Genomic DNA, 23,541 nt, shown 5'->3' with positions numbered 1-23,541 from the left:
TTTTGTTCTTATTATGCTTCGATTTCTTTTGTCAGTTTCTCGATTTCATCGATTAACTCACCGATATATGAAATAGTATCGCGCAACGGCTTGTCTGTTGTAATATCGATGCCTGCCATTTTTGCCAGTTCAGCTGGTTTTTTTGAACCACCTGCACGTAAAGTATGGAGCCAGTCTTCAACAGCGGGTTCTCCTTCGTTCAATACGCGTTTAGCCATTTCAGTAGAAATAGTTAATCCTGCACTATATGTGTACGGATACAAGCCCATGTAATAGTGTGGTTGACGCATCCAAGTTAATTCTGCGCCATCATTCATCCGTACGCTATCCCCCCAGAATTCTTCGAGTACGCCACGTTTCAACTCATTCAAAATCGTTGCATTGACGTTGCCGCCTGCATCTACTCGCTCGTACACTTTGCGTTGGAACGCTGCTTCAAGTAAATGCGTCACGAAGTTATGGTAATACGTACGTGCGACGATGGAAGACAGTACCCAGCGTTTAAATTTCGGGTCATCGGAATTTTTCAATAAGTGATTGGCCATCAACATTTCATTCATCGTAGAAGGTGCTTCAATAAAGTACAATGATGATTCTGAGTTAAATAGGTTTTGAGTTGCATTGGCATAATGGAAATGTCCTGCATGACCTAATTCGTGAGCGAGTACGAAGACGTCTTCCATGCTGCCTGTCCAAGAAATTAAAATAAACGAGCCGTTGCCATAAGGACTCGCACAAAATGCCCCCGTAGATTTACCTTCATTTTGCGCGAAGTCAATCCAGCGTTCTGAATAGGCACGGTTGACCATGTCGAGATAGTTTTCACCCATGACAGCTAGGGCATCATTCATATATTTCTTCGATTCTTCCACTGTGATTGATGGTTCGTATAATGGGTCGATCGGCATTTTCAAGTCTGCAAACGTCATTTCATCCAGATCATAGATTTTTTGAAGGAGTTTGGCGTACTTGCGCATATGTGGTGCAAGTTCTTCCATAATCACATCGATTTGACGATTGTACATCGAACGATCGACGTCTTGTTCCATCAATAAATAGTCAATAACGGAGTCATACCCACGTAAGTCAGAAGTCGTTTTCTCCATCTGTACATGCATGTCATAAGTTTTCGCTGTCGTATGTTGATACGTACGCAAAGTATTGCTGAACGTTTCAAAAGCAGCACGTCTAACAGAGGTTTGTGGTTCAGATTCCCATTTTCCTTCGAACGAAACATAACTCAGTGGATAGACTTTGCCGTCTGCAGTGAAGTCAGGGAAGTTAATATCCGCCATTTTTGTCGTGTTGTACAATGAATACGGTGCTTGGAAAGAAGAAGAGAATGCAGCGAGTGTTTTTTCTACCTCGGGATGTAATTGGTGAGGCTTTTCCCGAATGATTTTATCGAATACCGTTGCATACTCTTCGGATTGTTTACTTGCTTGTTGTAAAGTCTCCTCTGAAAGTTCCGTCAGTTCACTCATGAGGAAGGAAGTTTGGCTAGCGATTTTTGCAGCAATTGAACCAAATTGGCTTTCTCTCATTTGCGCTTGATCATTCGTTAGATCAACACTTGCTGCTAACTCGGCATAACTGGAAATCTTGACGAGTTTCTCTTGTAAACGGCGATAGGCATCCAATGCTAGAATAGCAGAAGTTGAATCTATAATCGTTCCTTTATAATTTTTCTCAAAAGCAGTGGCTTCGATTTCAGCATCTTTTACTGCTCGATCGTAGTCTTGTTCATTTTCAAATAAAGTTCGTAAATTCCACGTTTCTTGTTCATTTACTAGTGCACGTTTCGGTAAGCTTTTGACCAATGTGGATCTCTCCTTCAAATCGATTATTCGGTTCTCGAATTATTGAATAGTATAATACAATGAATGTTCAGAGTACAAAATTACGGTTTATTGGAAAGGATGAATTCCATTAGCCATTCAACTTGTAACGGTCCATTGACAACCTCATAATACAGACGGTCATTGTGGATTAATACCCCTTCTTCAATTAATATGGTCATACGATTTCCGGTGTCATCATGTAGATCGATTGTAAAGTGTGGTTGATCATCAAACAATTGCAATGTATCGGGATCCACACGCTCGTAATCATATGCTTGGAGAAATTGAAGTAAGCGGTCGACTTCTTCTACTTGGTCTACTTTCCACGTAACGGCTTGCTGTTCGTGCAGACCTGGTTGGCGGATCGTAATGAATGAATAAGGGGATAGACCATTCAGTTGTTGTTCTTGCAAATTCTCAAAGGGATGGGTGGCAGCTTCGTCGATTGTCTGAATCATCACATAGAACCCTCCAGCCACTAGCAATGCCAATATAACCCCACGTATTTTCAAACTAATTCCCTCCTTCCGCAAAATATCGTTTCTCACTAGTATATGAATGTAGTGAGTAAGATACGCACAGAACTGTCCGTACAATGACAGATATTTCATTTTAGGTCGATATTTCAATTTTCGGAATGTATAATAGAGAGAATTCATCTGAAAGGGAGGCAATTACTTTGAAGGAATATGTTACACATGCAATTCAAGACAATTACGCGGATGATTTTTCATGGTGCTATGGTTGTGGGCGGCTTAACGAGGAAGGGAATCATTTCCGTACTGGTTGGGAAGGAGACCAAACCGTTACGTATACATTACCGCCTGAAAAATATACGGCAATTCCAGGATTTGTGTACGGTGGATTCCTTGCTTCATTTATGGATTGCCATGGCACAGGATCTTGTGCACTTGCTTTACATCGAAAGAACGGTCATGAACCAGGAGACGGATCCACACCTCCACGTTTTGTGACAGCTTCCTTGCAGATTACATACAGTAAGCCAACTCCACAAGGAAAAGTATTGAAAGCGATTGGAAACGTTACTGAAATTCACCCGAAGAAATGGAAAGTAGCTGTAGAAATTTACGCGGAAGATGAATTATGCGCTTCTGGAGAAGTGGTCGGGGTCGTAATGCCTGCTACATTTACAAAGTAAAATAGACAACTAGATAAGGTGTGAACAGATAGTATGAATACATCACCACAAACTGCTGTAGCGAACCCCGTATTTCCAATCATGATGGCAATTGCGGTCTGTCACTTATTTAACGATACGCTACAGGCAGTGATCCCAGCTATGTTGCCGATTTTGGAAAAAGAATATCAATTTAGTTATAAACAATTAGGTTATATTGTATTTGCGCTAAATATCGTCGCGTCTTTACTTCAACCGGTTGTAGGCTTTCTAAGTGATCGCAAACCCAAGCCGTTTGCGTTACCGATTGGTATGACATTTTCATTAATTGGAATGGCGGGCTTAGCCTTAGCACCAAGCTATTGGCTGATCATTGTATCCGTTATGTTGCTCGGATTCGGTTCAGCAATCTTTCATCCTGAAGGTTCGCGTGTGTCATTTTTGGCAGCCGGGGACAAGCGTGGACTTTCACAGTCAATCTATCAAGTAGGCGGTAATTCCGGACAAGCACTTGCGCCGTTAATTAGTGCGTTCGTCCTCGTTCCTCTTGGTCAAATAGGAGCAGCTGTTTTTGTATTAGTAGCTGCTGCTGGCATTGCTTTACTGACTCGTATTTCGATCTGGTATAAGAAACAGCTGGATGAAGAGCGTTTAGGCAAGCGAAAGAAAGTATTGTTAACGACGATGGAAAATTTGTCAAAAAGACAAGTTACCATTGCACTGATTTTATTAATGATTATTATATTTGCACGTTCATTCTACGTGACGAATATTACGAGCTTTTACATTTTCTATTTGATCGAATACTATGGCATGACGATTCAGCATGGGCAGTTGTATATTTTCTTATTCTTGGCATTGGGCGCGGTCGGAACATTTTTTGGAGGACCGATGGCAGACAGAATAGGACGAAAAAAGGTGATCGTCTTATCACTTATCGTGCCATTACCGCTTAGTTTATTGCTGCCGTTTGCTCCGGTATGGGGAATCATCTTACTATTACTCGCGATTGGATTCTTTATTATGCTAAGCTTTTCCGTGACAGTAATTTATGCGCAAGAACTCGTACCTTCCAAAATTGGTACGATGGCGGGATTAACAGTAGGATTGGCGTTCGGAATGGGAGCCATCGGTGCAGTCGCCATCGGAACGCTCATCGACTCGATCGGTATCTATCAAACGATGATTATCACGTCATTCTTGCCGTTCATTGGTCTAGTCGGATTAGCTTTACCTCGCGATCAAAAGATTACATCAGCATCGTAATTGGAGTAGCAGTTTTATCAACATGAAAAGTAGGTGTGTGGAATGAAAGTAGTCAATAATATGGCGGAATTGATCGGTGATACTCCGCTAGTAAAAGTACGAACACTCGGTGAAGATACTGGTGCCGAGGTTTATGTGAAGTTGGAATACTTTAACCCAAGCCGCAGTGTGAAAGATCGCGCGGCGTATCAAATGCTTGTAGAAGCCGAGGAAACTGGCGCACTGAAACCGGGCGCCACGATTATTGAGCCGACGTCAGGTAACACGGGAATTGGATTGGCGATGAATGCTGCGGCAAAGGGATACCCAGCCATTTTCGTCATGCCAGATAACTCTACGATTGAACGGATTAACTTGATGAAAGCGTATGGAGCAAAGGTTGTATTGACACCTAGCTCGGAACGTATGCCAGGTGCGATCGCCAAAGCGAATGGAATCTCAGAGTCCATCGACAATAGTTTTATTCCGATGCAGTTTGAAAATGAAGCGAACCCTAATAGCCATCGCCATACAACAGCTGTTGAAATTATAGAAGCCATTCAGTCACTCGATCGTACATTAACTGCTTTTGTTTGTACTTCAGGTACGGGTGGTACGGTAACAGGGACAGGCGAATCATTAAAAGAGCATGATCCGGCCATTACAGTTCACGTGGTGGAGCCTGCTGGGTCACCGGTATTATCGGGTGGCAAACCAGGAAAACATAAGTTGGTTGGTACAAGTCCTGGCTTTATCCCTCCTGTATTAAATACAGATGTCTACGACGAAATTTTCCGTATTGAAGATGACGATGCATACAACACGGTCAGACAGTTCGCGAGACAAGAAGGTGTGTTGCTTGGGCCATCAGGCGGTGCATCTTTATATGCGGCATTACAAGTCGCTAAACGTTTAACACCTGAAGATACAGTCGTTTGTATTGCGCCGGATTCCGGTGAAAGATATTTATCAAGTGATTTATTTCAATAAAGTCTACTAGCAAAAACCTCTTCCTGCATTGGGAAGAGGTTTTTTTGACATGTACCATGAGAATAAAAAGTGATGGAAAGCCACTACCTATAACATTCATTTCAGTATTTTAAATTGATTGAAAAAATAATCAGAAATTCTATTGACAAAACCTACGTAAATGGTAGATTATATATACATAAAACATATAAAGTTAGTAGGAATTAAAAAACGCAGCGACACGAAAATTATTTGCAAGGGGGAATTAACATGTATTTGGAAATTGAAGGCATTGAAAAGAGCTTTCCCCACAAGGAAAAGGGAATGGTCAAAGTACTAGATCATATCAACCTTGAAATAGAAAAAGGACAGTTTGTTTCCATTGTAGGTCCGTCTGGTTGCGGTAAGTCCACTATGTTGTATTTGATAGCCGGGCTGGAAAAAGCAGAACAAGGGAAAATCCGTATTAATGGAAAAGAAGTAAAAGGTTCCGGGTCTGACCGAGTAGTCGTTTTCCAAGAAGCGGGGTTGTTTCCTTGGCTGACAGTGCTCGATAACGTTACATACGGTTTACTTCTAAAGAAGATGTCGAAGGCAGAAGCGGAACAAAAAGCTATGGAGATGCTAAAAATGGTCCACTTAGGGAATTACATCAATTCCTATCCACATGAATTATCTGGAGGAATGAAGCAACGCGTATCGATCGCACGTGCGCTTGTGATGGAGCCAGATATCCTGTTAATGGATGAACCATTCGCTGCGTTGGATGAGCAAACGCGCATGGTGCTTCATAAAGAGTTATTGGATATTTGGAGAAAAACGAAAGTGACGGTTCTTTTCATAACACATAATATTCGGGAAGCTGTATTACTTTCGCAAAAGATTGTCGTATTTGCGACACGACCGGGGAAAATTAAAGCGACATTCAAATCAAATGATACGAAGGATGGTGTCATGCCGAGTGATGTGACGTTGCAGCTTGAAAAGCAGATTTTAGCTGAGCTCCAAGAAGAAATAGAGAAAGTGTTGAAGGAGGAGATGGGTGATGACTACAGCTTTAAGACGAATAGTGTTTCTCGGGATACTAGTGGCGATATGGGAAGTCACATCTAGACTATCCGATTTACCTGATTTTATGTTTCCGAGTTTCACACAAGTCATGTCGACCTTGATTTCTGGCCTCATCTCCGGTCAAATCCTCATTGCCATCGGTGCCAGTCTTAGCAGATTATTAATCGGATTCACGATTGCTTCTATACTTGGACTAGTGCTTGGTTATTTAATTTGGCGTTATAAAATAGTGGAAGACACACTTGGTTTTCTTGTAGTAGCTTTACAGTCCATTCCAAGTATCGTCTGGTTTCCACTGGCGATCATCTGGTTCGGTCTCAATGATTTTGCTATTTTATTTATCGTTACATTAGGGGCTACATGGACGATGATTGTCAATGCAACTAGCGGATTTAAAAACGTACCGGTATTATACCAACGTGTCGCCAAATCATTAGGATCTAGCGGATTTCACTTTTTGCGGACGGTGATTTTGCCAGCATCTGTGCCACAATTAATCTCTGGTTTACGTATCGCTTGGGCTTTTTCCTGGCGTGCCCTCATGGCAGGGGAATTACTAGGTGCAAGCGTCGGTCTCGGTCAACTACTAGAATCAGGACGCGCACTGGGGCAAATGGATTTAGTAATTTCGGTCATGATCATCATCGGTGTAATCGGTACGATTATGGATAATGTATTATTCTTACGTTTGGAACGCAGTGTAGAAAGAAAATGGGGAATTCGGGCGTGACATGCTCAAAGAAAAGGGGAGTATTTTATGAATAAAAAACGATTGGGTGTATGGCTTTCTGTATTGGCGATTGTAGGAGTTCTAGCAGGATGTGGGAAAACGGATGCAGGTAGTGCAGATAAAAAGGAAGTACGGATTGGGTATTTCCCGAACTTAACACATATCGCAACAATTGTTGGATTAGAGAATAATTATTTTGCGGAAGAGTTCGGCGAAGACATCAAAGTCACGACGAAGACGGTAAGTAACGGTGGGCTGTTTATGGAAGCTATGGCTTCTAATTCCATAGATATCGGAACAGTCGGGCCTGGACCTGTCATTAACTATTATGTAAAAGATCCAACGTATCATATTGTTTCTGGAGCGGTAAACGGTGGTGCGGTAGTAGTAGCGAACGGTAAAAGCGGGATTAATGAATTAGCTGATCTAGACGGCAAGAAGATTGCGATTCCCGTAATCGGTAGTACACAAGATGTGATGTTACGTAAAGCGTTGAAAGATGTGGATCTAAAAGCCAAAGCTAACGGTGGAACAGTTGAGTTTTTCGCAGCTGCACCAGCGGATACAGCGACATTATTCATTCAAGATTCAGTTGACGGCGCAGCAACACAAGAACCTTGGGGATATATTTTACAAAATCAGGCGGATGGTAAGCTAATTCTCGATTGGGAAGATTTTGCTTGGGGTAAGGAATCGACGAACACCGTTGTCGCGACAAGCGATGCATTTTTGAAAAATGAAAAATTATCGACTGCTTATTTGACAGCACACGCTAAGGCAGTCCAGTTCATTCAGGATGAGCCGGAAAAAGCACAGGAACTAGTAGTGAAGCATATCAAAGATCTGACAGGTAAAGAAATAGCTAGCGATGAATTAGAAGCGGCATTCACTCGTATCGAAGTGACAACAGAGGTAAATGAAGATGTATTGCAAGAGATGGCTGATATTAGTCAAGAAGCAGAGTATATTAAGACGAATGAAATTGATGGATTGATTGATCTAGAAGCAATTAAAAAAATAACAGCGAACTAATATGAAACGAGTATCCAGTGTGGATGCTCGTTTTTTATCTCCGTATCGTTTGATAAGTAGCTATAAAACAGGATATGCTAGTATATAGATAGAACATAATTTCGCTAGTTGAAAGGATGAGGACAGTGCTGGCAGATTTATTGAACGAATCGAAACGTACGATCGTCTATACAGGAGCAGGTATGTCGACAGAAAGCGGACTACCTGATTTTCGTTCTGCTAAAACAGGCATGTGGGAAACAGAAGATCCTGCGAAAGTGGCGAGCGTAACAGCTCTTAATCAACAGGTGGAACAGTTTTTTCAGTTTTATAAACAACGTGTTATAGCGGCAAAAGAAACCGGACCGCATAAGGGACATGATATTTTAGCTAAGTGGGAAAAAGACGGACTGATTCAGGGAATTATTACACAAAACGTCGATGGTTTCCATACGATGGCAGGCTCGAAAAATGTCATGGAACTTCATGGGACACTTCGTAATGTCCATTGTGAAACATGTGGCAAAGTATACGGTAACGAACGCTACGAACTGGATGAGTTTTACTGCGATTGTGGCGGTACATTACGTCCATCCGTAGTCTTATTCGGCGAAATGTTGCCAGAAGAAGCATTTATTCAAGCGATATTTGAAAGTGAGAAAGCTGATCTTTTCATTGTACTAGGTTCATCATTAACCGTGACACCTGCAAATCAATTCCCACTAATCGCAAAAGAGCAAGGCGCGAAGTTAGTCATTATCAATATGGAACCGACAGAAATGGATCACGTTGCCGATCTCGTGATCAATGACCGTAAAATTGGAGAAATACTGAATGAGGCAGATCAAAAGATAATGAGTACGTAATAGGTGATAGAAGAATGGGCGTAATAGAGGAGGTTTTTTATACTACTTCTCTAATACGCTATTCTTCTTGTCTCCATTTTTAGAGAGGGAAAGAGGGGGAAATGATTTGAAAATATTTCACACAGCCGATTGGCATCTCGGCAAGCTTGTGCAAGGCATCTATATGACGGAAGATCAACGTCATATTTTGCAAGCGTTTATAGAAGAAATTAAGAGAGAACAACCGGATGCGGTTATTATTGCGGGAGATCTGTATGACCGCGCAATACCGCCAACTGAAGCGGTAGGTTTGTTGAATGAGGTTCTACAGGAGATTGTGATGGATTTGAAAATACCTGTCATTGCTATTGCAGGAAACCATGATAGCCCTAGCCGCCTTCATTTTGGAAGTACGTTTATGAGAGATCAAGGGTTATACATAACAGGAGAATTATCCCCGCACTTGTCGCCAGTAAAACTTCAAGACGAATATGGCGATGTCTATTTTCATTTAATACCTTACGCGGATCCTTCGGTTGTGAGTCACGTGCTTGAAGACGAGTCGATATCCAGTCATCAGCAAGCTATGAAGAAGATCATCGAGCGTATAGAACAGTCAATGGACAAAGAAGCACGACATGTTTTCGTTGGTCATGCGTTTATTACGAAGCATGGTGAGCAAGAGGAGAATACGAGTGACGCAGAACGACCTTTATCAATTGGTGGAGCGGAATACGTGTCTTCTGATTTATTTGAGCCGTTTCATTATACAGCGCTCGGTCATTTACATCAGGCGCATTTTGTAGGAAATGAAACGATTCGCTATTCGGGTTCGCCATTAAAGTACTCTATATCCGAAGAGCATCATCAAAAAGGCTACCTCATTGTAGAATTGGGGGAAAATGGCGAAGTGGAAATTGAGAAAAAATTACTGACTCCTCTTCATGATGTGCGAACGGTTGAAGGGACAATGGAAGATCTATTGAAGATGCATCATAATGAAGATTATGTGTTCGTCAAACTGCTGGACACGGTACCGGTCATACAACCGATGGAGAAAATTCGTTCTGTCTTTCCAAATGCGATGCATGTAGAACGTAAACTATTTGCATCTTCTACAGACAGTTTTGGCGGTACAGTGCATGTGGAGAAGAAAGAAGACGATCAAGCGATGTTTGCTTCCTTCTTTAAAGAACTTCAAGGCGAAGAAGTAGACGAAGAAACGAGAGAGCTATTCGCTGAAGTCTTGTGGGATGTTATGAAGGAGGAAGACCGTGCATGAAACCTATTACATTAACGATGACAGCATTTGGACCGTATAAAGACAAGGAAACTGTGGATTTTCGAGATTTACACGATCATCGTTTATTTGTCATTTCCGGAAAAACAGGTGCAGGAAAAACGACGATTTTTGATGGCATTTGCTTCGCGTTATACGGCCAGGCAAGTGGAGAGGATCGGACTGATACGAAAGCGTTGCGCAGTCAGTTTGCGGATGATGATATTCAAACGACTGTAGAATTAACGTTTGATATCCATAAGCGTAGATTCCGTGTCGTGCGTCAAATTCCTTACAGAAAAAAAGGCAATAAATCCGAAACATTAGGTCGTTGCGAATTATTTGAAGAAAAAGATGAGCAATTTATCCCGGCAGTAGATCGCCAAATTATCACCGAAGTAAATGATAAGATTGAGCAGTTGCTAGGTTTTACGCACGCACAATTTAGTCAGATCATGATGTTGCCTCAAGGTGAATTTCGTAAATTCTTGACTTCCGATACAGCGAACAAGGAAGCGATCATGCGCAAAATCTTTAAAACTGAACCGTATCAGAAAATCGTCGAGCGATTAAAAGTGAAGAAAGAAGAAGCGAATGCGGAATATTTGCGTGAAAAACAACTGAGTGATGCTATACTTCATCAAATACTAGCAAAGTTACCTGCGCGCGACTCTCTGTTATTTACAGAATTACAGTCGGAGTACCCGAACTACCATCAGCTTGTTTTAGGTCTTCAACAAGAACATGCGCATCATGTGGCGCAATCTAATGAAACGCATAAAGAATATACTAGACTTTATACCGTTCATAACAAAAAACAACAAGCACTACATGACGCCCGTTCAATTAATGAACAATTTACAAAGCTACTGCAGCGTCAAAAAGAACTTGATGGCATGCAAGCGAAACAATCAGAAATGAAAAGTCTTGAACAGCAATTGCAGCAAGCTGAACGAGCCGCGAGATTAGAAGATTTAGAACAACAAGTGAAGTCTAATGTAACTGAATGGCAGAAAAAAGAAAGAAGCTACTCTGAAGCGGTCACGTTTCTTGCTGGTGCAGAGAAAAAGTTAGTATCGGCAAAGGCTTCCTATGAACAGGAACTAGCTAAAGAACCTGAGCGAAACGAAATAAAAGAACAGCTGCTTACGCTACATAATCTGCTTCCAACCGTTTCGGGACTCGCCACGCAACGACAAGCAGTAGAGTCACTTCAGCAAACTGTAGCTCAAGTGGAGAACTCATTGCTAGTCAATAAACAAGCATCTACGCAACAAAAAGAAGCCATTCGCGTTCAGAAAAATGAAATGGAGAAATTGGAAACTTCATTAGAGACATATGAACAGGTGCTGGATCAACTAGCACAAAGCAAAGCTATCGCAAAGCAAGTGGCTTCATACAAACAACAGCTATCACAACGGCAAGAAGTTGAGGCCCATTACGAAACGGCTAGGCAACAAGTAGAGCAGTATGCAGCAGTCTATCAAGCCCTTGAAAATCGTTGGATTAGTAATCAAGCAGTCGTCCTTGCGGCATCACTTCATGAGGGCGAGTCTTGCCCGGTTTGCGGTAGTATCGACCATCCAGCTATAGCTGAAGACTCAGAAACTGAGCACGTATCCAAGCAACAGGTAGACACGGCGAAACAAGAATTAACGAATAAAGAGCAGACTTTCCATGCTAAGCAAGCGGAATTGCAACAAGTAAAGCAACGTATTGAACAAAGTGAAGCTGAATTGCATGATCAACAAGTGGATCTGAAGCGAGATTATTCTAAAGAACAAGCTGAGTTGACAGACAAAGTAGCTGCCCTTAGAAGTAAGCGAGAGTTATTAAAACAGAAGAAAGACGAGCAAATCCAGGCGGAAAAGGCTATGGAGGATCTGGCCGAAGAAATCATTAAATTAGAAAAGCAGCGTAATGAATCAAAAAGTGAGCTTGAAACGAAACAAGCCCTCTATCACTATGCGCTAACAACCGTTCCAGAAAATCTACGAGAATTATCCGCATTGCAACAACAAATTACATCAAAAGAAACAACAAGTCAAAAACTTGAACATGCGTGGAAGTCTATTCAACAGACAGTGCAAGATGCTACAACGGAGAAAACTAAATGGGAGTCTAGGGAGATGTTAGAAAAGCAATCTCTAGCAGATATGAAAGAAAAATTAGATCAAAGTGAAGCTACCTTTACAAAACGGATGATAGAAGAAGGCTTTACTTCGAAAGAAAATTATATGCAAGTCAAACTGCCAACGTCAAAACGTCAGGCGATTGAGCAAGAACTTCAAGTGTTTGCCCAAACGCTCCATACATTAAAATCATCCGTAGCAGAACTCGAAAAATCTGTTGAAGGCAAACAGCCAACTGATATGGAGATTATGGTGCGCCAAGTAGAAGCGTTGAAAACACAATATGAAGAAGCGTTTGCTCTGTACAATCAATCAAAAGCATGGGAACAAGCGGCACAGGATCTGCACAATGAGTTAGAAACAAGTAAATCTAAGGAAGCAGAGCTAGAAAAGACCTATGGCAAAATTACGAATCTCTATGATATAGTCCGTGGTCAAAACCATTTAAAAATTTCCTTTGAGCGATATATCCAAATCGAATATTTGGAGCGTATCATCCACGCTGCAAATATCCGTCTGCGCGACATATCAAATGGACAATACGAACTCGTCCGCAGTGATCGTCAGGAAACGAGAGGGAAACAAAGTGGTTTAGGTATAGACGTGCATGACGCATATACAGGGCAGACACGAGACGTTAAAACGTTATCGGGCGGCGAAAAGTTTAACGCCTCCCTATGTTTGGCACTGGGTATGGCAGATGTCATTCAAAGCTTCCAAGGTGCTGTTCGTATGGAGACCATGTTTATCGATGAAGGATTCGGTGCATTGGATGAAGAAGCGATTCAAAAAGCGATCGACACACTGATCGCTCTTCAGCAATCAGGGAGAATGATCGGCATCATTTCACATATCGATGAAATGAAAGAAGCGATACCTGCTACATTGCAAGTAACGAAGTTGAAGGAAGGCTATAGCAAGACGAAATTTGTACTGAGTTGATGTAATAAGTGTAGGGTTACAGACCAGTTCTACGTAAGTAGTATGCTACGGCAATAGAAACCCCAAATTACTTTCTAGTTAACTTAGTGTATCACTTTTATTTTTATGTAAGTTTAAACTGATCTCTAATGAGGTCAGTTTTTTCTATTTTAAGTACTTTGTTGTAGAAGAAAGAAAGTAGTTAGTAAGTTTGCAATATAGACAAAAGTTAAATGATTTGACTGACTGTTGATTTTCTAAATAGGGAAGAGTAATATAAGGTAATGCAATATATCGCGATATATTGCATACGAATTTTAACTGTCGACTTTGGGAGGATTTTTATACATATGGATCAGAAATTATCATTTTCATCTAGTCTCGTTATTGGGGTTATGCTATTCGCATTATTTTTTGGCGCAGGTAATTTAATCTTCCCTGCAGAGCTAGGACAGCTCGCTGGCGATCAAACTTGGAAAGCTATGGCCGGCTTTTTATTTACTGGAGTAGGTTTACCTTTTTTAGGTATATTGGCTATCGGTTTTTCTGGCAAGAAAGATTTGCAAGACTTAGCAAGCCGCATTCATCCAGTATACGCTGTTCTATTTACAGCTATATTATACTTAACGATCGGACCATTTTTTGCCGCGCCACGTACTGGAGCTGTAGCATTTGATATTGGTGTTGCTCCATTTTTAAATGGATTTTCTATTGATATTGCACGTTTTTTATTTACATTGGCATTCTTCGGTATTAGCATGTGGCTTTCACTGAACCCTGCCAAAATTGTCGATCGGGTCGGTAAGTATTTGTCACCGCTTATCATTATCATATTGATTGGCTTAATTGGTATGACTCTTCTAAGTCCAATGGGAAGTGCGCAAGTATCGCAAGCGCCTTATAATGAAACTCCGTTTTTCACTGGGTTTTTAGAAGGCTATAATACGATGGATGCACTTGCTTCATTAGTTTTCGGAATCATCGTCATCAACGCGTTACGTGCAATGGGGATTACGAGTAAAAAGAAAATATTGACTTCCACAGCAAAGACAGGATTTGTGGCAGCCGGTTTTTTAGCTATTATATATATCGGTATTGCCTATTTAGGTGCCACATCTGTTGATTTATTTGGCTATCTGGACGGGGGAGGTGCCGTGTTAAGCGAAACATCCTCGCATTTATTCGGCACGACGGGATTAATGTTACTCGGTATAGTCATCATGCTTGCCTGTTTGACAACGGCTATTGGGTTACTGACTGCATGTGGTGAGTATTTCCATGCAATCATTCCAAAAGTAAGTTATAAACTATTTGTCGTGTTCTTTTCAGTATTCTGTTTAGTCGTAGCGAATTTTGGTTTAGCGAATATTATTAATTACTCGCTTCCTGTTCTCGTTTTACTTTATCCGCTGGCAATGGTCTTAATCCTCTTGACGTTCACTGGCCCTTTATTCCATCAATCCAGTATGGTGTATAGAACAGCGACTATAACGGCATTCTTTGTCAGCTTCATTGAAGCGCTCGTAAAATTCTACTCACTAATGGAAAAGGACATGCCGAACTGGCTTGCGACTACACAGGACGTGTATACAGCATACATTCCATACTACACAGAAGGCATCGGCTGGTTAGTTCCTGTATTGATTGTGACAGTTATAACAGCTATTGTGGCGGTAGTAACTCATAATAAAACGCAAGCTATTCAAGTGATCTCTACTAATGAGAAACCATAAAAAACAGGATCCGATGATTTTACGGATCCTGTTTTCCTATCTATTTACGAATCTACATTTTCGATCGAATGAAACTCGTCGATTGCGCGTAACCAATTTTCTCTCATAACTTTAGTAACTTGCTCACCATTACGCTGACTCATTAAATCGATGATCTGGTCATGTTCTGCAATCGACTTTTCTGTCAATATAATGGAATTGTGAAAGAAAAGCCTACGCACATGGGCTTGTAATGACACAAGCATCGAAGAAATATATGAATTATTAGCTGTGTCGACAATAATTTGATGGAATTTCTCATCGATTTTCAACGCTTGGAAATAATCTTCCTTCTCCACCGCTAGCGCGAATTTCTTATTCGTGTCACGCAGTTTTTTAATAATGTTTTCGGTTAGATTGGGTATAGAAAGTTCAGCTGATAAAGCTTGTAATGCAGCGAGTGGGGGGAGAAGATCTGAAATAGATTCACGATCTACATCTGTCACTTGTGTTGCTTTACCAGGAAACATTTGAACAAAACCTTGAACTTCTAACAATTGTAGCGATTCACGTATAGGCGTGCGACTCACACCGAGTGCTTCTGCTAATTCAATGTCATTTAGCTTTTCTCCAGGTTGTAGAGTTCCATCAATAATCCATTTTTGTAATTGGCTGAACGCACTTTCCTTGGCAGTCTTTCGTATGGGTTGTGCATGGTTAGTTGGTATAGGCAATTTCTCACACCATCTTTCTTCAAAAGTAGTCTTCACTTAAAGCTAATTGATTTAATAGCCAATATACAATATACTACATCTTTTTTCTGTTGTTTAACAGTCTTAAGTAAAATATACAGAAATTACTGTAGATTACCGCAAGTCCAAAAAAGGATTTTATTTAATTAATGTTGAGATAAATGCAAATAGTTCTTGTAGTTTCCGCTTGTATTTGATAGATTAATGTCTAGATAGATTTGTTCACCTTGAGTAGATTAAATTTTACAAATCTTCAAAATAAGGTGTTGCAAATCTAGTACACATTTGATATTATTCAGATGTGTACTATAACAAATGAGCGACTAACCCGCTGTAACATATTATCTATGTAGCTTGATGATGAAAGCGGTTTCAGTGAAATGGGGGGAATACGAACTAATTTACTACGCTATATAAAATAGAAAGGGGATCAACCAATGACTAATCAAGTGGCACGTGGAAAATCCACAATGGACTATGAGAAGCTCGTTCAAACAGAAGACTTTAAGGGTCTTGTAAAAAGGAAAAAGAAATTTGCTACGCCTTTTGTTATTTTCTTCTTCGCAGCGTACTTTATTCTTCCACTATTAACAGGTTATACAAAGATTCTAGAAACACCTGCCATTGGCGCAATGACTTGGACATGGGTCTATGCATTCTCCATGTTTGTTATGGTCTGGGTATTTACGTCCATTTACATGAACAAAGCAAAACACTTTGATGTTGAAGTAGACAAGATTATAGAGAAAAACGTTTTAAAATAAGGGGGTTGTGTTCATGAGTTGGATTTCCTATGTTATATTCTTCGCGGTAATCGCGTTAACGCTCTACATTACATACTGGGCGGCAAAGCAAACTACTACGGCAAGTGATTTCTATACAGCCGGTGGTTCATTAACAGGTTGGCAAAATGGTATGGCAATCGCTGGTGACTACTTATCAGCAGCATCTTTCCTAGGGATCGCTGGTGCGATTTCACTAAACGGATTTGATGGTTTCTACTACAGTATTGGTTGGTTAACGGCTTATCTCGTTGTTTTATTCCTAATAGCTGAACCACTACGTAACTTGGGTAAGTTTACGATGGCAGATATGATTGGTGCTCGTTTCGGTGCTAAGAAAGTACGTGGAGCGGCAGCATTGAATACGATTACAATCGTAATGTTCTATATGCTTGCACAATTAGTTGGTGCGGGTGCTCTTATTAAATTATTATTCGGTATCGAGTATTGGATTGCGGTTCTAATCGTTGGAACGATGATGTTAATCTATGTTCTATTTGGTGGAATGACTGCAACAAGCTGGGTACAAATCGTTAAAGCCATTCTATTGATGTTGGGTACAATCGTGATCTCCTTCTTGGTACTTATGAAGTTTAACTTTAATTTCATCGGTATGTTCGAGACAATGAAAACGGCTACTCCACATGGTGAAGCATTCCTTCACTCAGGTGTTGTTTATACAGACACAATCGGCCTTATTTCAGTATTAATCGCATTAGTATTAGGTACTGCTGGTCTTCCACACATCTTAATGCGTTTCTTTACAGTTAAAGATGCGAAAACAGCACGTTCTTCCGTTATTTATTCTGTATGGATTATTGGAATCTTCTATGTATTGACGATCTTCCTTGGATTTGGCGCAGCTAAATTCGTTGGATCAGACGCAATCATTGCAGAAAACGCTGCAGGGAACATGGCAGCACCAATGCTTGCTGGAGTTCTTGGAGGAGACGCACTTGAATCCTTCGTAGCGGCTGTTGCTTTCGCGACAATCCTAGCAGTTGTTGCTGGTCTTGTACTTTCTGGTGCATCTGCTATCGCTCACGATATTTATGGACAAATCTTCAAAAATGGTAACGTAACAGAGAAACAACAGGTAAATGCTGCTCGTTGGGCTTCCATCGCTATCGGTGTATTCTCTATTCTTCTTGCACTAGGATCTGAAAAGTTGAACGTTGCGTTCTTGGTGTCACTTGCATTCTGTGTTGCTGCATCCGCAAACGTACCAACTATTCTACTAACAATCTATTGGAAGAAGTTTAACACGACAGGCGCTGTTGCTTCTATGTTGACAGGCCTAATCGTTGCACTAGTTCTTGTGGCGATTAGCCCATCCGTAATGAACCCAGTTGAGGGAGCTACTCTTATCACGGGTGACCCAATCTTCCCATATGCTAACCCAGCTATCTTCTCCGTACCAGCAGGTTTCCTTGCTGCGTGGATTGGTACACTTGTTAGCTCTAAGCGTCACGAGAAAGATGAAATTTCTTATGCAGAAGTTCGTTTCAAAGCAGAAACTGGCTACAAAGAGCTTGATCTTTAATAATTATTCAACTAATGGTTCTCTCTTCTACAAGCACGATAGAAGAGGGAGCCATTTTTTATTAAAGTGACAAACTGAAAAATAGCTAAGACTAGGTTTTACATTGGAAGTGCCGGCCGAAGTTATACTGAACATAAATATCTATGTATGGATTATATGTATATTTGAATACGATGAAGTGGAGTCTCATGACGGTCCATACGATTAGGAGGTTTTGAATTGCTGAAGATGGTCAAGGGTCAGGAATGGTATGATAAAATCCATAAGAATCCATTGTTTATTAGTGCGTCTGAAAAGGAATTTGATCAGTTATTGCTTGAATGCAAGCTGAAAATGTATAAAGAAGCGGAGAAATCCAACTATTTCAAAACGCCTCAAGAAGGGTTGCTCATCGTATTAAAAGGATCCGCAGAAGTTCAAATAGAAGGACAAGATGGCAGCTCAGTAACACTGGAATTCATTCAAGAAAACGAAATCATTGGCTTTTCCAATTTTGCCTACTACTTAGGGGAAATGGCCCGACCGCTCGATAAACATCATATGGATATGGTCGTGGCAGAAGGTTCAGTTTGTCTCCAAGTACCCTATGAAGTGATTAAGCATCGGATGGACGATCAACATGTGCGGGATTACGTCTTGCGCAAAATGTCAATTCGTTTGGCGAATGTCTATACCTCATTAGGAGAGCAGGTTCGCTTGGCTGACGAGTACGGCGAGAGTGAACCGTATGTCCGACGTGTACAGGATTTCATGAGCAGTCCATTGGTGACAATTCATGCGGAAGCAGAAACAAGAGAGATCGCCAAATTGATGATTCAACACTCTATCAGTTCAATTATTGTGACCGATCCGTCAGGTAAATTACTTGGAATTGTAACGGAAAAAGATTTAGTCGAACGAGTGATCGCGGGTGGCGATTCTCCAATCGAATTAAAGGCGAAAGATGTTATGACGAAAAATCCACATACGATTAAGGCAACCGATTATTATTATGAGGCCTTGTCTAAATTTTATAAACATGGAATTAAGCATTTGCCGGTAGTCAAAGCGGGGAAGCCTGTAGGTATCGTGACATTTGCTACGTTAATGACGAAACGTGATCGTAATTCCATGAATATCTTAAAAACGATAGAAGAAGCTTCTTTTGAAAGATTGCCTATCGTCAAAGCGGCAATTTACGATGTATTGTCTAATTTAATTCAAGATGAAATCTCTACAATCCATACGTTGGAAATCATTACGAAGTTCTATGATCGTCTGGCTAAGCATTGCGTGATGCTGGCTGTGCAGTCACTTGAGGATCAAGGGAAAGGAACGCCACCAGTTGCGTTTGCTTGGTACCAAATGGGCAGCGGTGCACGTGGAGAGCAGTTTATGCTGACTGATCAAGATCATTTCCTAGTTTATGAAGACGTATCGAGAGAACAGTCTGAGCAAGTAGAGGACTATTTCGAGCTGCTTGGCAATGAAATTGTCGTTTATCTCGAACAGGCAGGTTACACTAGGTGTATCGGATTCATGATGGCTAGTGAATCGCAGTGGCGCGGCACGATGGCGATTTGGCATGAACGCATTCGGCAATGGGCGCTGCAATCTACACCTGAACAGATTTTGCTCGGCTACAACTTCCTATCATTCCGATTCCTTTACGGTGAAACTACCGTCAATGATCGATTTATCGAAATGGTCCACGATTTATTAAAAAAGTCAGCTACGTTTATTTACTACATGGCGCAACAAGAAAAAGATAAACCAATACCACAATTACAACAAAACTTTTTGAACATTTTCAGGGGACGTAGTAAAGCGGATGTAATAGATATTAAGAAACATGCTTTATTCCCGCTTCATCATTGCTTGCAAATTTTAGGAGTCAGTAATGGAATTATTAACGCCACACCTCTTGAAATTATTTCAGCCTTGCAGAAGAAGAAGAAAATCACCAAAGATTTTGCGGAAGAAATTCGCCATGCGTATGAAATATCTTTAAGTATTCGAATTTCCATGTCGTGGGAGAAACATTTACGCGGTGAGAAAATTTCTACTGAAATTGACTTGCGTAAGCTGAGAAGGTGGGAATTGAATGAATTACGTACAACGCTAGATACAGTCAGAGCACTTCAATCACACTTATTGTCGAAACTTTAAGACAATATGGATAAAGGTCCCTGTACAAAGTTCGCGCATAATGTACTATAGAAGTAGGGGGCGATTTCATGTTTTGGAAAAAGAAAAAATTATCGTATGAACTACAGCAATCGCTTCAGCTAAATACGCCACTGCAAGATATGAATTTCACAGTATTCGATACAGAAACGACGGGTTTTGCTATTGGGGCGGACGATCGAATGATTGAGATTGGTGCTGTACAAGTGGAAGGATTTGAGGTTACGGATCATGTATTTCAAACATTTGTGAATCCATCCAGGGATATTCCGCCTGTTATTAGCAAGCTGACGACTATACAGCAATCACAAGTTGACCAGGCACCTATGCCTCTTCCAGCTATTGAAGAATATTTTGCGTTTATTGAAAAACATAAAAGTGCAGGATGGGTTGGGCACCATGTCAGTTTTGATGAAATGGTGATTAAGAAAGAATTAAGCCGTCAGAAATGTACATTTCAAACCCCTACATCATTTGATACGATGCATTTGATTAATTATTTGGATCCCACAAGTGAGCAGCAAGATTTGGAAGACTATGCACGTCTATTCGGTACAGAGATTTTCGAACGACATCGGGCATTAGGCGATGCGTTGACAACGGCACATGTCTTCACGGCGTTACTAAGAAAACTCGACCGTCATGGTGTGAAGACACTGGCAGATTTACTTCGTATTAAAAATGGTGGAGCACAAAAATTTGTTTCCTACACGTAAAAGTAATGATCGGGTTCGTCATTCAATGAAATTGGAGTGGCGATCTCGTTTGCTATGATATAGTGGAATGAAAAGAGTTGAACAATAGATGAGGGACGTGAGGGAATGAATAAACGTCAAGCGATTTTATTGACTGTCATTATAGTGGCGATTGCGGTGTATTGCTGGATATTATTTTTCGAATTACCGAATAAGACGGCAGAAGGTGCAACAACATACATAGGATCACGAATGAATTGATTCGTATAGAAAAGGAGCAAAGACATATGGATATTATCATCATTACAGGCGCTTCAAAAGGAATAGGTCAACAATTACTGAGTCAATTCCAAGAAAAGGGTGCAACGGTGTACGGTATGGCACGAACGAATCCAGATCAACTACATACGATGTATGAAGTAGATCTCACAGACTATGAGAAAGCGACTGCCATTCTTGAAGGAATCGTCAGTCAACATATGGATGAAGCGAGTTCTTTCACATTAATCAATAACGCGGGTATGGTTGAACCGATTAGTTTAGTAGGCGCATTGGAAGCGCAAAAAGTAGAGCAAGCAATTCAAGTGAATTTAACGGCACCAATTCACTTAATGAATACATTTATCGATGTTTTGAAAGATTTCAAGGGCTCGAAAAAGATTATGAATATCTCTTCCGGAGCAGGACGCAGTGCGTATGAAGGATGGGGGATTTATTGTACGACCAAGGCTGGACTTGATCAGTTTTCACGTGTTGTTGCACAGGAGCAGAAAGCGGCGGAGTATCCAACCGGCATTGTATCGATCGCGCCAGGCATTATCGATACAGGGATGCAAGAGACGATTCGTTCATCAACTGAACAGCAATTTCCACACTTGAGAAGATTCGAGGCGTATAAAAGAGAAGGTCAGTTAAGTTCTGCTTTTGAAACCGCAGAAAAACTCGTGCGATTTGTCAACGAAGTGGACTTCCTGGAAATCGCCCCGATCGCAGATATACGTAAATTTGATTGAATAAAACCCGTTGCCACAATCTACTGTGGCAACGGGTTTTATGACTCTCCAGCTTCTACTGTACGCACTTTTGTGAAATCTTTCATTTTCTCCAGTGCAAGTAAGAATGGAGGGTTTCTTCTTTGGTTTAGCAACTCATAGCGGATCGCATGCACATCACCTTGGTGTAATTTCGAAACATAATCAAGCAGTGCATCGCGTTCTTCCGCTCCACCTTCATGTCCGTCGTATACAGTAATGGTGATAATACCAGATTTTTTTAGCAAACCTAGTAACGAATCGAGTGCGGCAATCGTGGATGAAGGCGTTGTGATGATACTGGGATCATCACTGTAGGGTAAATAGCCCAAGTTGAACATAGCGCCGCTGATCTCGCCCTCTACGTATTGGCTGACATTCGCATGGCTGTCATGAATGAGCGTAGCGCGACTAGCTAGCTCACCAAGATGTTGCTTGGTTGTATTCAGTGCTTGTTGCTGAATATCAAATGCGAAAACGCGTCCTTCGTCACCGACTAAATCAGCTAAGAAGAGGGTGTCATTGCCGTTACCAGCGGTCGCATCGACGACTGTGTCTCCAGGCTGTACACGTTCAGTAATGAGCCGTTTCGCTATCGGCAGTACGCGATGTAGCAATATGTTTGCCACCTTATTTCACCTCTTGCAGATGTTTTTTTCCTTGCCAGCTATTACGTCTTTCCAGTTCCTGATCAATTCCATTCAGGACTTCCCATTTCGTCACGCTCCACATCGGTCCAATTAATAAATCGATGGGGCCGTCACCTGTGATGCGGTGGACAATCATTTCGGGAGGCATAATTTCCAGTTGATCGACGACCAGATTGATGTACGCTTCCTTCGTTAAAAATTCGAGTTTGCCTTTTTCGTATTGTTTTACCATAGGTGTTCCTTTTAATAAATGCAGTAAATGAATTTTGATACCTTGGACATCGAGCTGGGCAACTGCCTGAGCGGTTTCCATCATCATTTCCTCGGTCTCACCTGGTAAGCCGTTGATGATATGGCTGCAAATATTAATATTATGTTTACGTAACTTGTCGACGCCTTCTTTATAGCATTCGAAGTCATGTGCACGGTTGACGAGTTTTGCGGTAGATTCATGGACGGTCTGCAAGCCAAGTTCAACCCATAGATAGGTGCGTTCATTGAGTTCGGCTAAATACTCTACTACGTCGTCCGGTAGGCAGTCGGGACGTGTCGCAATGGATAAGGCTACCACGCCTTCTTGCGCTAACGCTGCTTCAAACTTCTCTTTTAGAACAGGAAGAGGGGCGTGGGTATTCGTATAGGCTTGGAAATAAGCCATATATTTCGCGTCTTTCCATTTCCGCTGGGAACGTTCTTTGATTTCAGCAAATTGCACTTCAATGGCATCTACGCGATCTCCTGCAAAATCACCTGAGCCTGCTACGCTACAAAACGTACAGCCACCATGTGCAACAGTTCCGTCACGATTCGGGCAGTCAAACCCCGCGTCAAGCGCTACTTTCGCAATTTTGCAACCGAATGTATCTTTCAAATGTCTTGACCATGTATGGTACCGTTTCCCTTCACTTGGAAACGGAAGATTGATTTCATTCATTATGTACAGCTCCTTTACATCAGACATTGTACCACGGAATATGAAGAGATATCACACAACAAATCGCAGAAAATATGTACTATACGACAAAAAG

The 23,541-nt window shown here is 41.2% G+C and carries 21 protein-coding genes; 16 read left to right on the top strand and 5 right to left on the bottom strand.

All coding sequences use genetic code 11. The annotated features are described in order from the left end of the window. Positions 1-11: 11 nt before the first annotated feature. On the bottom strand, positions 12-1,820 hold the full coding sequence (gene pepF / locus CSV61_RS13190; RefSeq protein ID WP_099639589.1) for an oligoendopeptidase F: 1,809 nt from the start codon (positions 1,818-1,820) through the stop codon (positions 12-14). An 80-nt stretch (positions 1,821-1,900) separates the two neighbouring features. Then, positions 1,901-2,353, bottom strand: coding sequence for a hypothetical protein (locus CSV61_RS13185; protein ID WP_083032460.1), 453 nt, complete (start codon positions 2,351-2,353; stop codon positions 1,901-1,903). A gap of 167 nt (positions 2,354-2,520) precedes the next feature. Here CSV61_RS13185 and CSV61_RS13180 point away from each other — a divergent pair, with 167 nt between their 5' ends. The 10 genes from CSV61_RS13180 to brnQ all read left to right on the top strand — a co-directional run bounded on the left by CSV61_RS13180 (position 2,521) and on the right by brnQ (position 14,915). After that, positions 2,521-3,000 carry a PaaI family thioesterase gene (locus CSV61_RS13180; protein ID WP_099639588.1) on the top strand — a complete coding sequence of 160 codons (480 nt, stop codon included), beginning with the start codon at positions 2,521-2,523 and terminating at the stop codon, positions 2,998-3,000. Positions 3,001-3,033: 33 nt separating this feature from the next. After that, positions 3,034-4,245, top strand: coding sequence for an MFS transporter (locus CSV61_RS13175; RefSeq protein ID WP_099639587.1), 1,212 nt, complete (start codon positions 3,034-3,036; stop codon positions 4,243-4,245). 42 nt (positions 4,246-4,287) lie between these two features. After that, positions 4,288-5,214, top strand: a complete 927-nt coding sequence (gene cysK, locus CSV61_RS13170) for a cysteine synthase A (protein WP_099639586.1) — start codon at positions 4,288-4,290, stop codon at positions 5,212-5,214. A gap of 249 nt (positions 5,215-5,463) precedes the next feature. Beyond that, the gene (locus tag CSV61_RS13165) at positions 5,464-6,306 is read left to right on the top strand and encodes an ABC transporter ATP-binding protein (RefSeq protein WP_099639585.1); all 843 of its coding nucleotides are present in this window, start codon (positions 5,464-5,466) and stop codon (positions 6,304-6,306) included. Then, positions 6,239-6,994: an ABC transporter permease gene (locus CSV61_RS13160; RefSeq protein ID WP_083032445.1), complete on the top strand. Its 756-nt coding sequence runs from the start codon at positions 6,239-6,241 to the stop codon at positions 6,992-6,994. The genes CSV61_RS13165 and CSV61_RS13160 overlap by 68 nt, the downstream gene beginning before the upstream one ends. A gap of 27 nt (positions 6,995-7,021) precedes the next feature. Then, the gene (locus tag CSV61_RS13155) at positions 7,022-8,026 is read left to right on the top strand and encodes an aliphatic sulfonate ABC transporter substrate-binding protein (protein ID WP_099639584.1); all 1,005 of its coding nucleotides are present in this window, start codon (positions 7,022-7,024) and stop codon (positions 8,024-8,026) included. Between the two features lie 125 nt (positions 8,027-8,151). Further along, positions 8,152-8,871 carry an NAD-dependent deacylase gene (locus tag CSV61_RS13150; RefSeq protein ID WP_099639583.1) on the top strand — a complete coding sequence of 240 codons (720 nt, stop codon included), beginning with the start codon at positions 8,152-8,154 and terminating at the stop codon, positions 8,869-8,871. A gap of 106 nt (positions 8,872-8,977) precedes the next feature. After that, entirely contained in the window at positions 8,978-10,132 is a 1,155-nt protein-coding gene (locus CSV61_RS13145) for an exonuclease SbcCD subunit D (RefSeq protein WP_099639582.1), read from the top strand. Beyond that, positions 10,129-13,203 carry an AAA family ATPase gene (locus CSV61_RS13140; RefSeq protein WP_099639581.1) on the top strand — a complete coding sequence of 1,025 codons (3,075 nt, stop codon included), beginning with the start codon at positions 10,129-10,131 and terminating at the stop codon, positions 13,201-13,203. The genes CSV61_RS13145 and CSV61_RS13140 overlap by 4 nt, the downstream gene beginning before the upstream one ends. A gap of 329 nt (positions 13,204-13,532) precedes the next feature. Beyond that, positions 13,533-14,915 (top strand): branched-chain amino acid transport system II carrier protein, encoded by a 1,383-nt coding sequence (gene brnQ / locus CSV61_RS13135; RefSeq protein WP_099639580.1) that lies wholly within the window; start codon positions 13,533-13,535, stop codon positions 14,913-14,915. A gap of 44 nt (positions 14,916-14,959) precedes the next feature. Here the strand turns inward: brnQ and CSV61_RS13130 are convergent, their stop codons facing one another. Then, the gene (locus CSV61_RS13130) at positions 14,960-15,628 is read right to left on the bottom strand and encodes a GntR family transcriptional regulator (RefSeq protein WP_083032430.1); all 669 of its coding nucleotides are present in this window, start codon (positions 15,626-15,628) and stop codon (positions 14,960-14,962) included. Between the two features lie 455 nt (positions 15,629-16,083). Here CSV61_RS13130 and CSV61_RS13125 point away from each other — a divergent pair, with 455 nt between their 5' ends. The 6 genes from CSV61_RS13125 (at position 16,084) to CSV61_RS13105 (ending at position 21,845) form a co-directional block, all read left to right on the top strand. Further along, entirely contained in the window at positions 16,084-16,410 is a 327-nt protein-coding gene (locus tag CSV61_RS13125) for a DUF485 domain-containing protein (protein ID WP_099639579.1), read from the top strand. A gap of 13 nt (positions 16,411-16,423) precedes the next feature. Continuing rightward, a complete protein-coding gene (locus CSV61_RS13120; protein WP_099639578.1) occupies positions 16,424-17,971 on the top strand; it encodes a solute symporter family protein in 1,548 nt (515 codons plus the stop codon). 228 nt (positions 17,972-18,199) lie between these two features. Next, the gene (locus tag CSV61_RS13115) at positions 18,200-20,119 is read left to right on the top strand and encodes a DUF294 nucleotidyltransferase-like domain-containing protein (protein ID WP_233193613.1); all 1,920 of its coding nucleotides are present in this window, start codon (positions 18,200-18,202) and stop codon (positions 20,117-20,119) included. Positions 20,120-20,187: 68 nt separating this feature from the next. Next, positions 20,188-20,853 carry a 3'-5' exonuclease gene (locus CSV61_RS13110; protein WP_099639576.1) on the top strand — a complete coding sequence of 222 codons (666 nt, stop codon included), beginning with the start codon at positions 20,188-20,190 and terminating at the stop codon, positions 20,851-20,853. A 105-nt stretch (positions 20,854-20,958) separates the two neighbouring features. After that, complete coding sequence (locus CSV61_RS17260) at positions 20,959-21,093, top strand: hypothetical protein (RefSeq protein ID WP_255408203.1); 135 nt, start codon at positions 20,959-20,961, stop codon at positions 21,091-21,093. A 26-nt stretch (positions 21,094-21,119) separates the two neighbouring features. Continuing rightward, entirely contained in the window at positions 21,120-21,845 is a 726-nt protein-coding gene (locus CSV61_RS13105; RefSeq protein ID WP_099639575.1) for an SDR family NAD(P)-dependent oxidoreductase, read from the top strand. A 38-nt stretch (positions 21,846-21,883) separates the two neighbouring features. Here the strand turns inward: CSV61_RS13105 and mnmM are convergent, their stop codons facing one another. Beyond that, positions 21,884-22,483, bottom strand: a complete 600-nt coding sequence (gene mnmM, locus CSV61_RS13100) for a tRNA 5-(aminomethyl)-2-thiouridylate-methyltransferase MnmM (RefSeq protein ID WP_199173638.1) — start codon at positions 22,481-22,483, stop codon at positions 21,884-21,886. Positions 22,484-22,493: 10 nt separating this feature from the next. After that, complete coding sequence (gene mnmL / locus CSV61_RS13095; RefSeq protein ID WP_099639573.1) at positions 22,494-23,447, bottom strand: tRNA modification radical SAM protein MnmL/YtqA; 954 nt, start codon at positions 23,445-23,447, stop codon at positions 22,494-22,496. Positions 23,448-23,541: the final 94 nt, after the last annotated feature.

The organism is Sporosarcina sp. P3, from assembly GCF_002743415.1.
Lineage (GTDB): Bacteria > Bacillota > Bacilli > Bacillales_A > Planococcaceae > Sporosarcina > Sporosarcina ureae_A.
This window is presented reverse-complemented; position numbering and strand designations above follow the sequence as displayed.

Bases quoted from the DNA above. Each gene is read 5' to 3' on its own strand.
- CSV61_RS17260 (WP_255408203.1), top strand. From the start codon at position 20,959: ATGAATAAACGTCAAGCGATTTTATTGACTGTCATTATAGTGGCGATT.
- CSV61_RS13125 (WP_099639579.1), top strand. From the start codon at position 16,084: ATGACTAATCAAGTGGCACGTGGAAAATCCACAATGGACTATGAGAAG.
- CSV61_RS13115 (WP_233193613.1), top strand. From the start codon at position 18,200: ATGGTCAAGGGTCAGGAATGGTATGATAAAATCCATAAGAATCCATTG.
- CSV61_RS13120 (WP_099639578.1), top strand. From the start codon at position 16,424: ATGAGTTGGATTTCCTATGTTATATTCTTCGCGGTAATCGCGTTAACG.
- CSV61_RS13175 (WP_099639587.1), top strand. From the start codon at position 3,034: ATGAATACATCACCACAAACTGCTGTAGCGAACCCCGTATTTCCAATC.
- CSV61_RS13155 (WP_099639584.1), top strand. From the start codon at position 7,022: ATGAATAAAAAACGATTGGGTGTATGGCTTTCTGTATTGGCGATTGTA.
- CSV61_RS13160 (WP_083032445.1), top strand. From the start codon at position 6,239: ATGACTACAGCTTTAAGACGAATAGTGTTTCTCGGGATACTAGTGGCG.
- cysK (WP_099639586.1), top strand. From the start codon at position 4,288: ATGAAAGTAGTCAATAATATGGCGGAATTGATCGGTGATACTCCGCTA.
- mnmL (WP_099639573.1), bottom strand. From the start codon at position 23,447: ATGAATGAAATCAATCTTCCGTTTCCAAGTGAAGGGAAACGGTACCAT.
- CSV61_RS13110 (WP_099639576.1), top strand. From the start codon at position 20,188: ATGTTTTGGAAAAAGAAAAAATTATCGTATGAACTACAGCAATCGCTT.
- CSV61_RS13165 (WP_099639585.1), top strand. From the start codon at position 5,464: ATGTATTTGGAAATTGAAGGCATTGAAAAGAGCTTTCCCCACAAGGAA.
- CSV61_RS13140 (WP_099639581.1), top strand. From the start codon at position 10,129: ATGAAACCTATTACATTAACGATGACAGCATTTGGACCGTATAAAGAC.
- brnQ (WP_099639580.1), top strand. From the start codon at position 13,533: ATGGATCAGAAATTATCATTTTCATCTAGTCTCGTTATTGGGGTTATG.
- CSV61_RS13105 (WP_099639575.1), top strand. From the start codon at position 21,120: ATGGATATTATCATCATTACAGGCGCTTCAAAAGGAATAGGTCAACAA.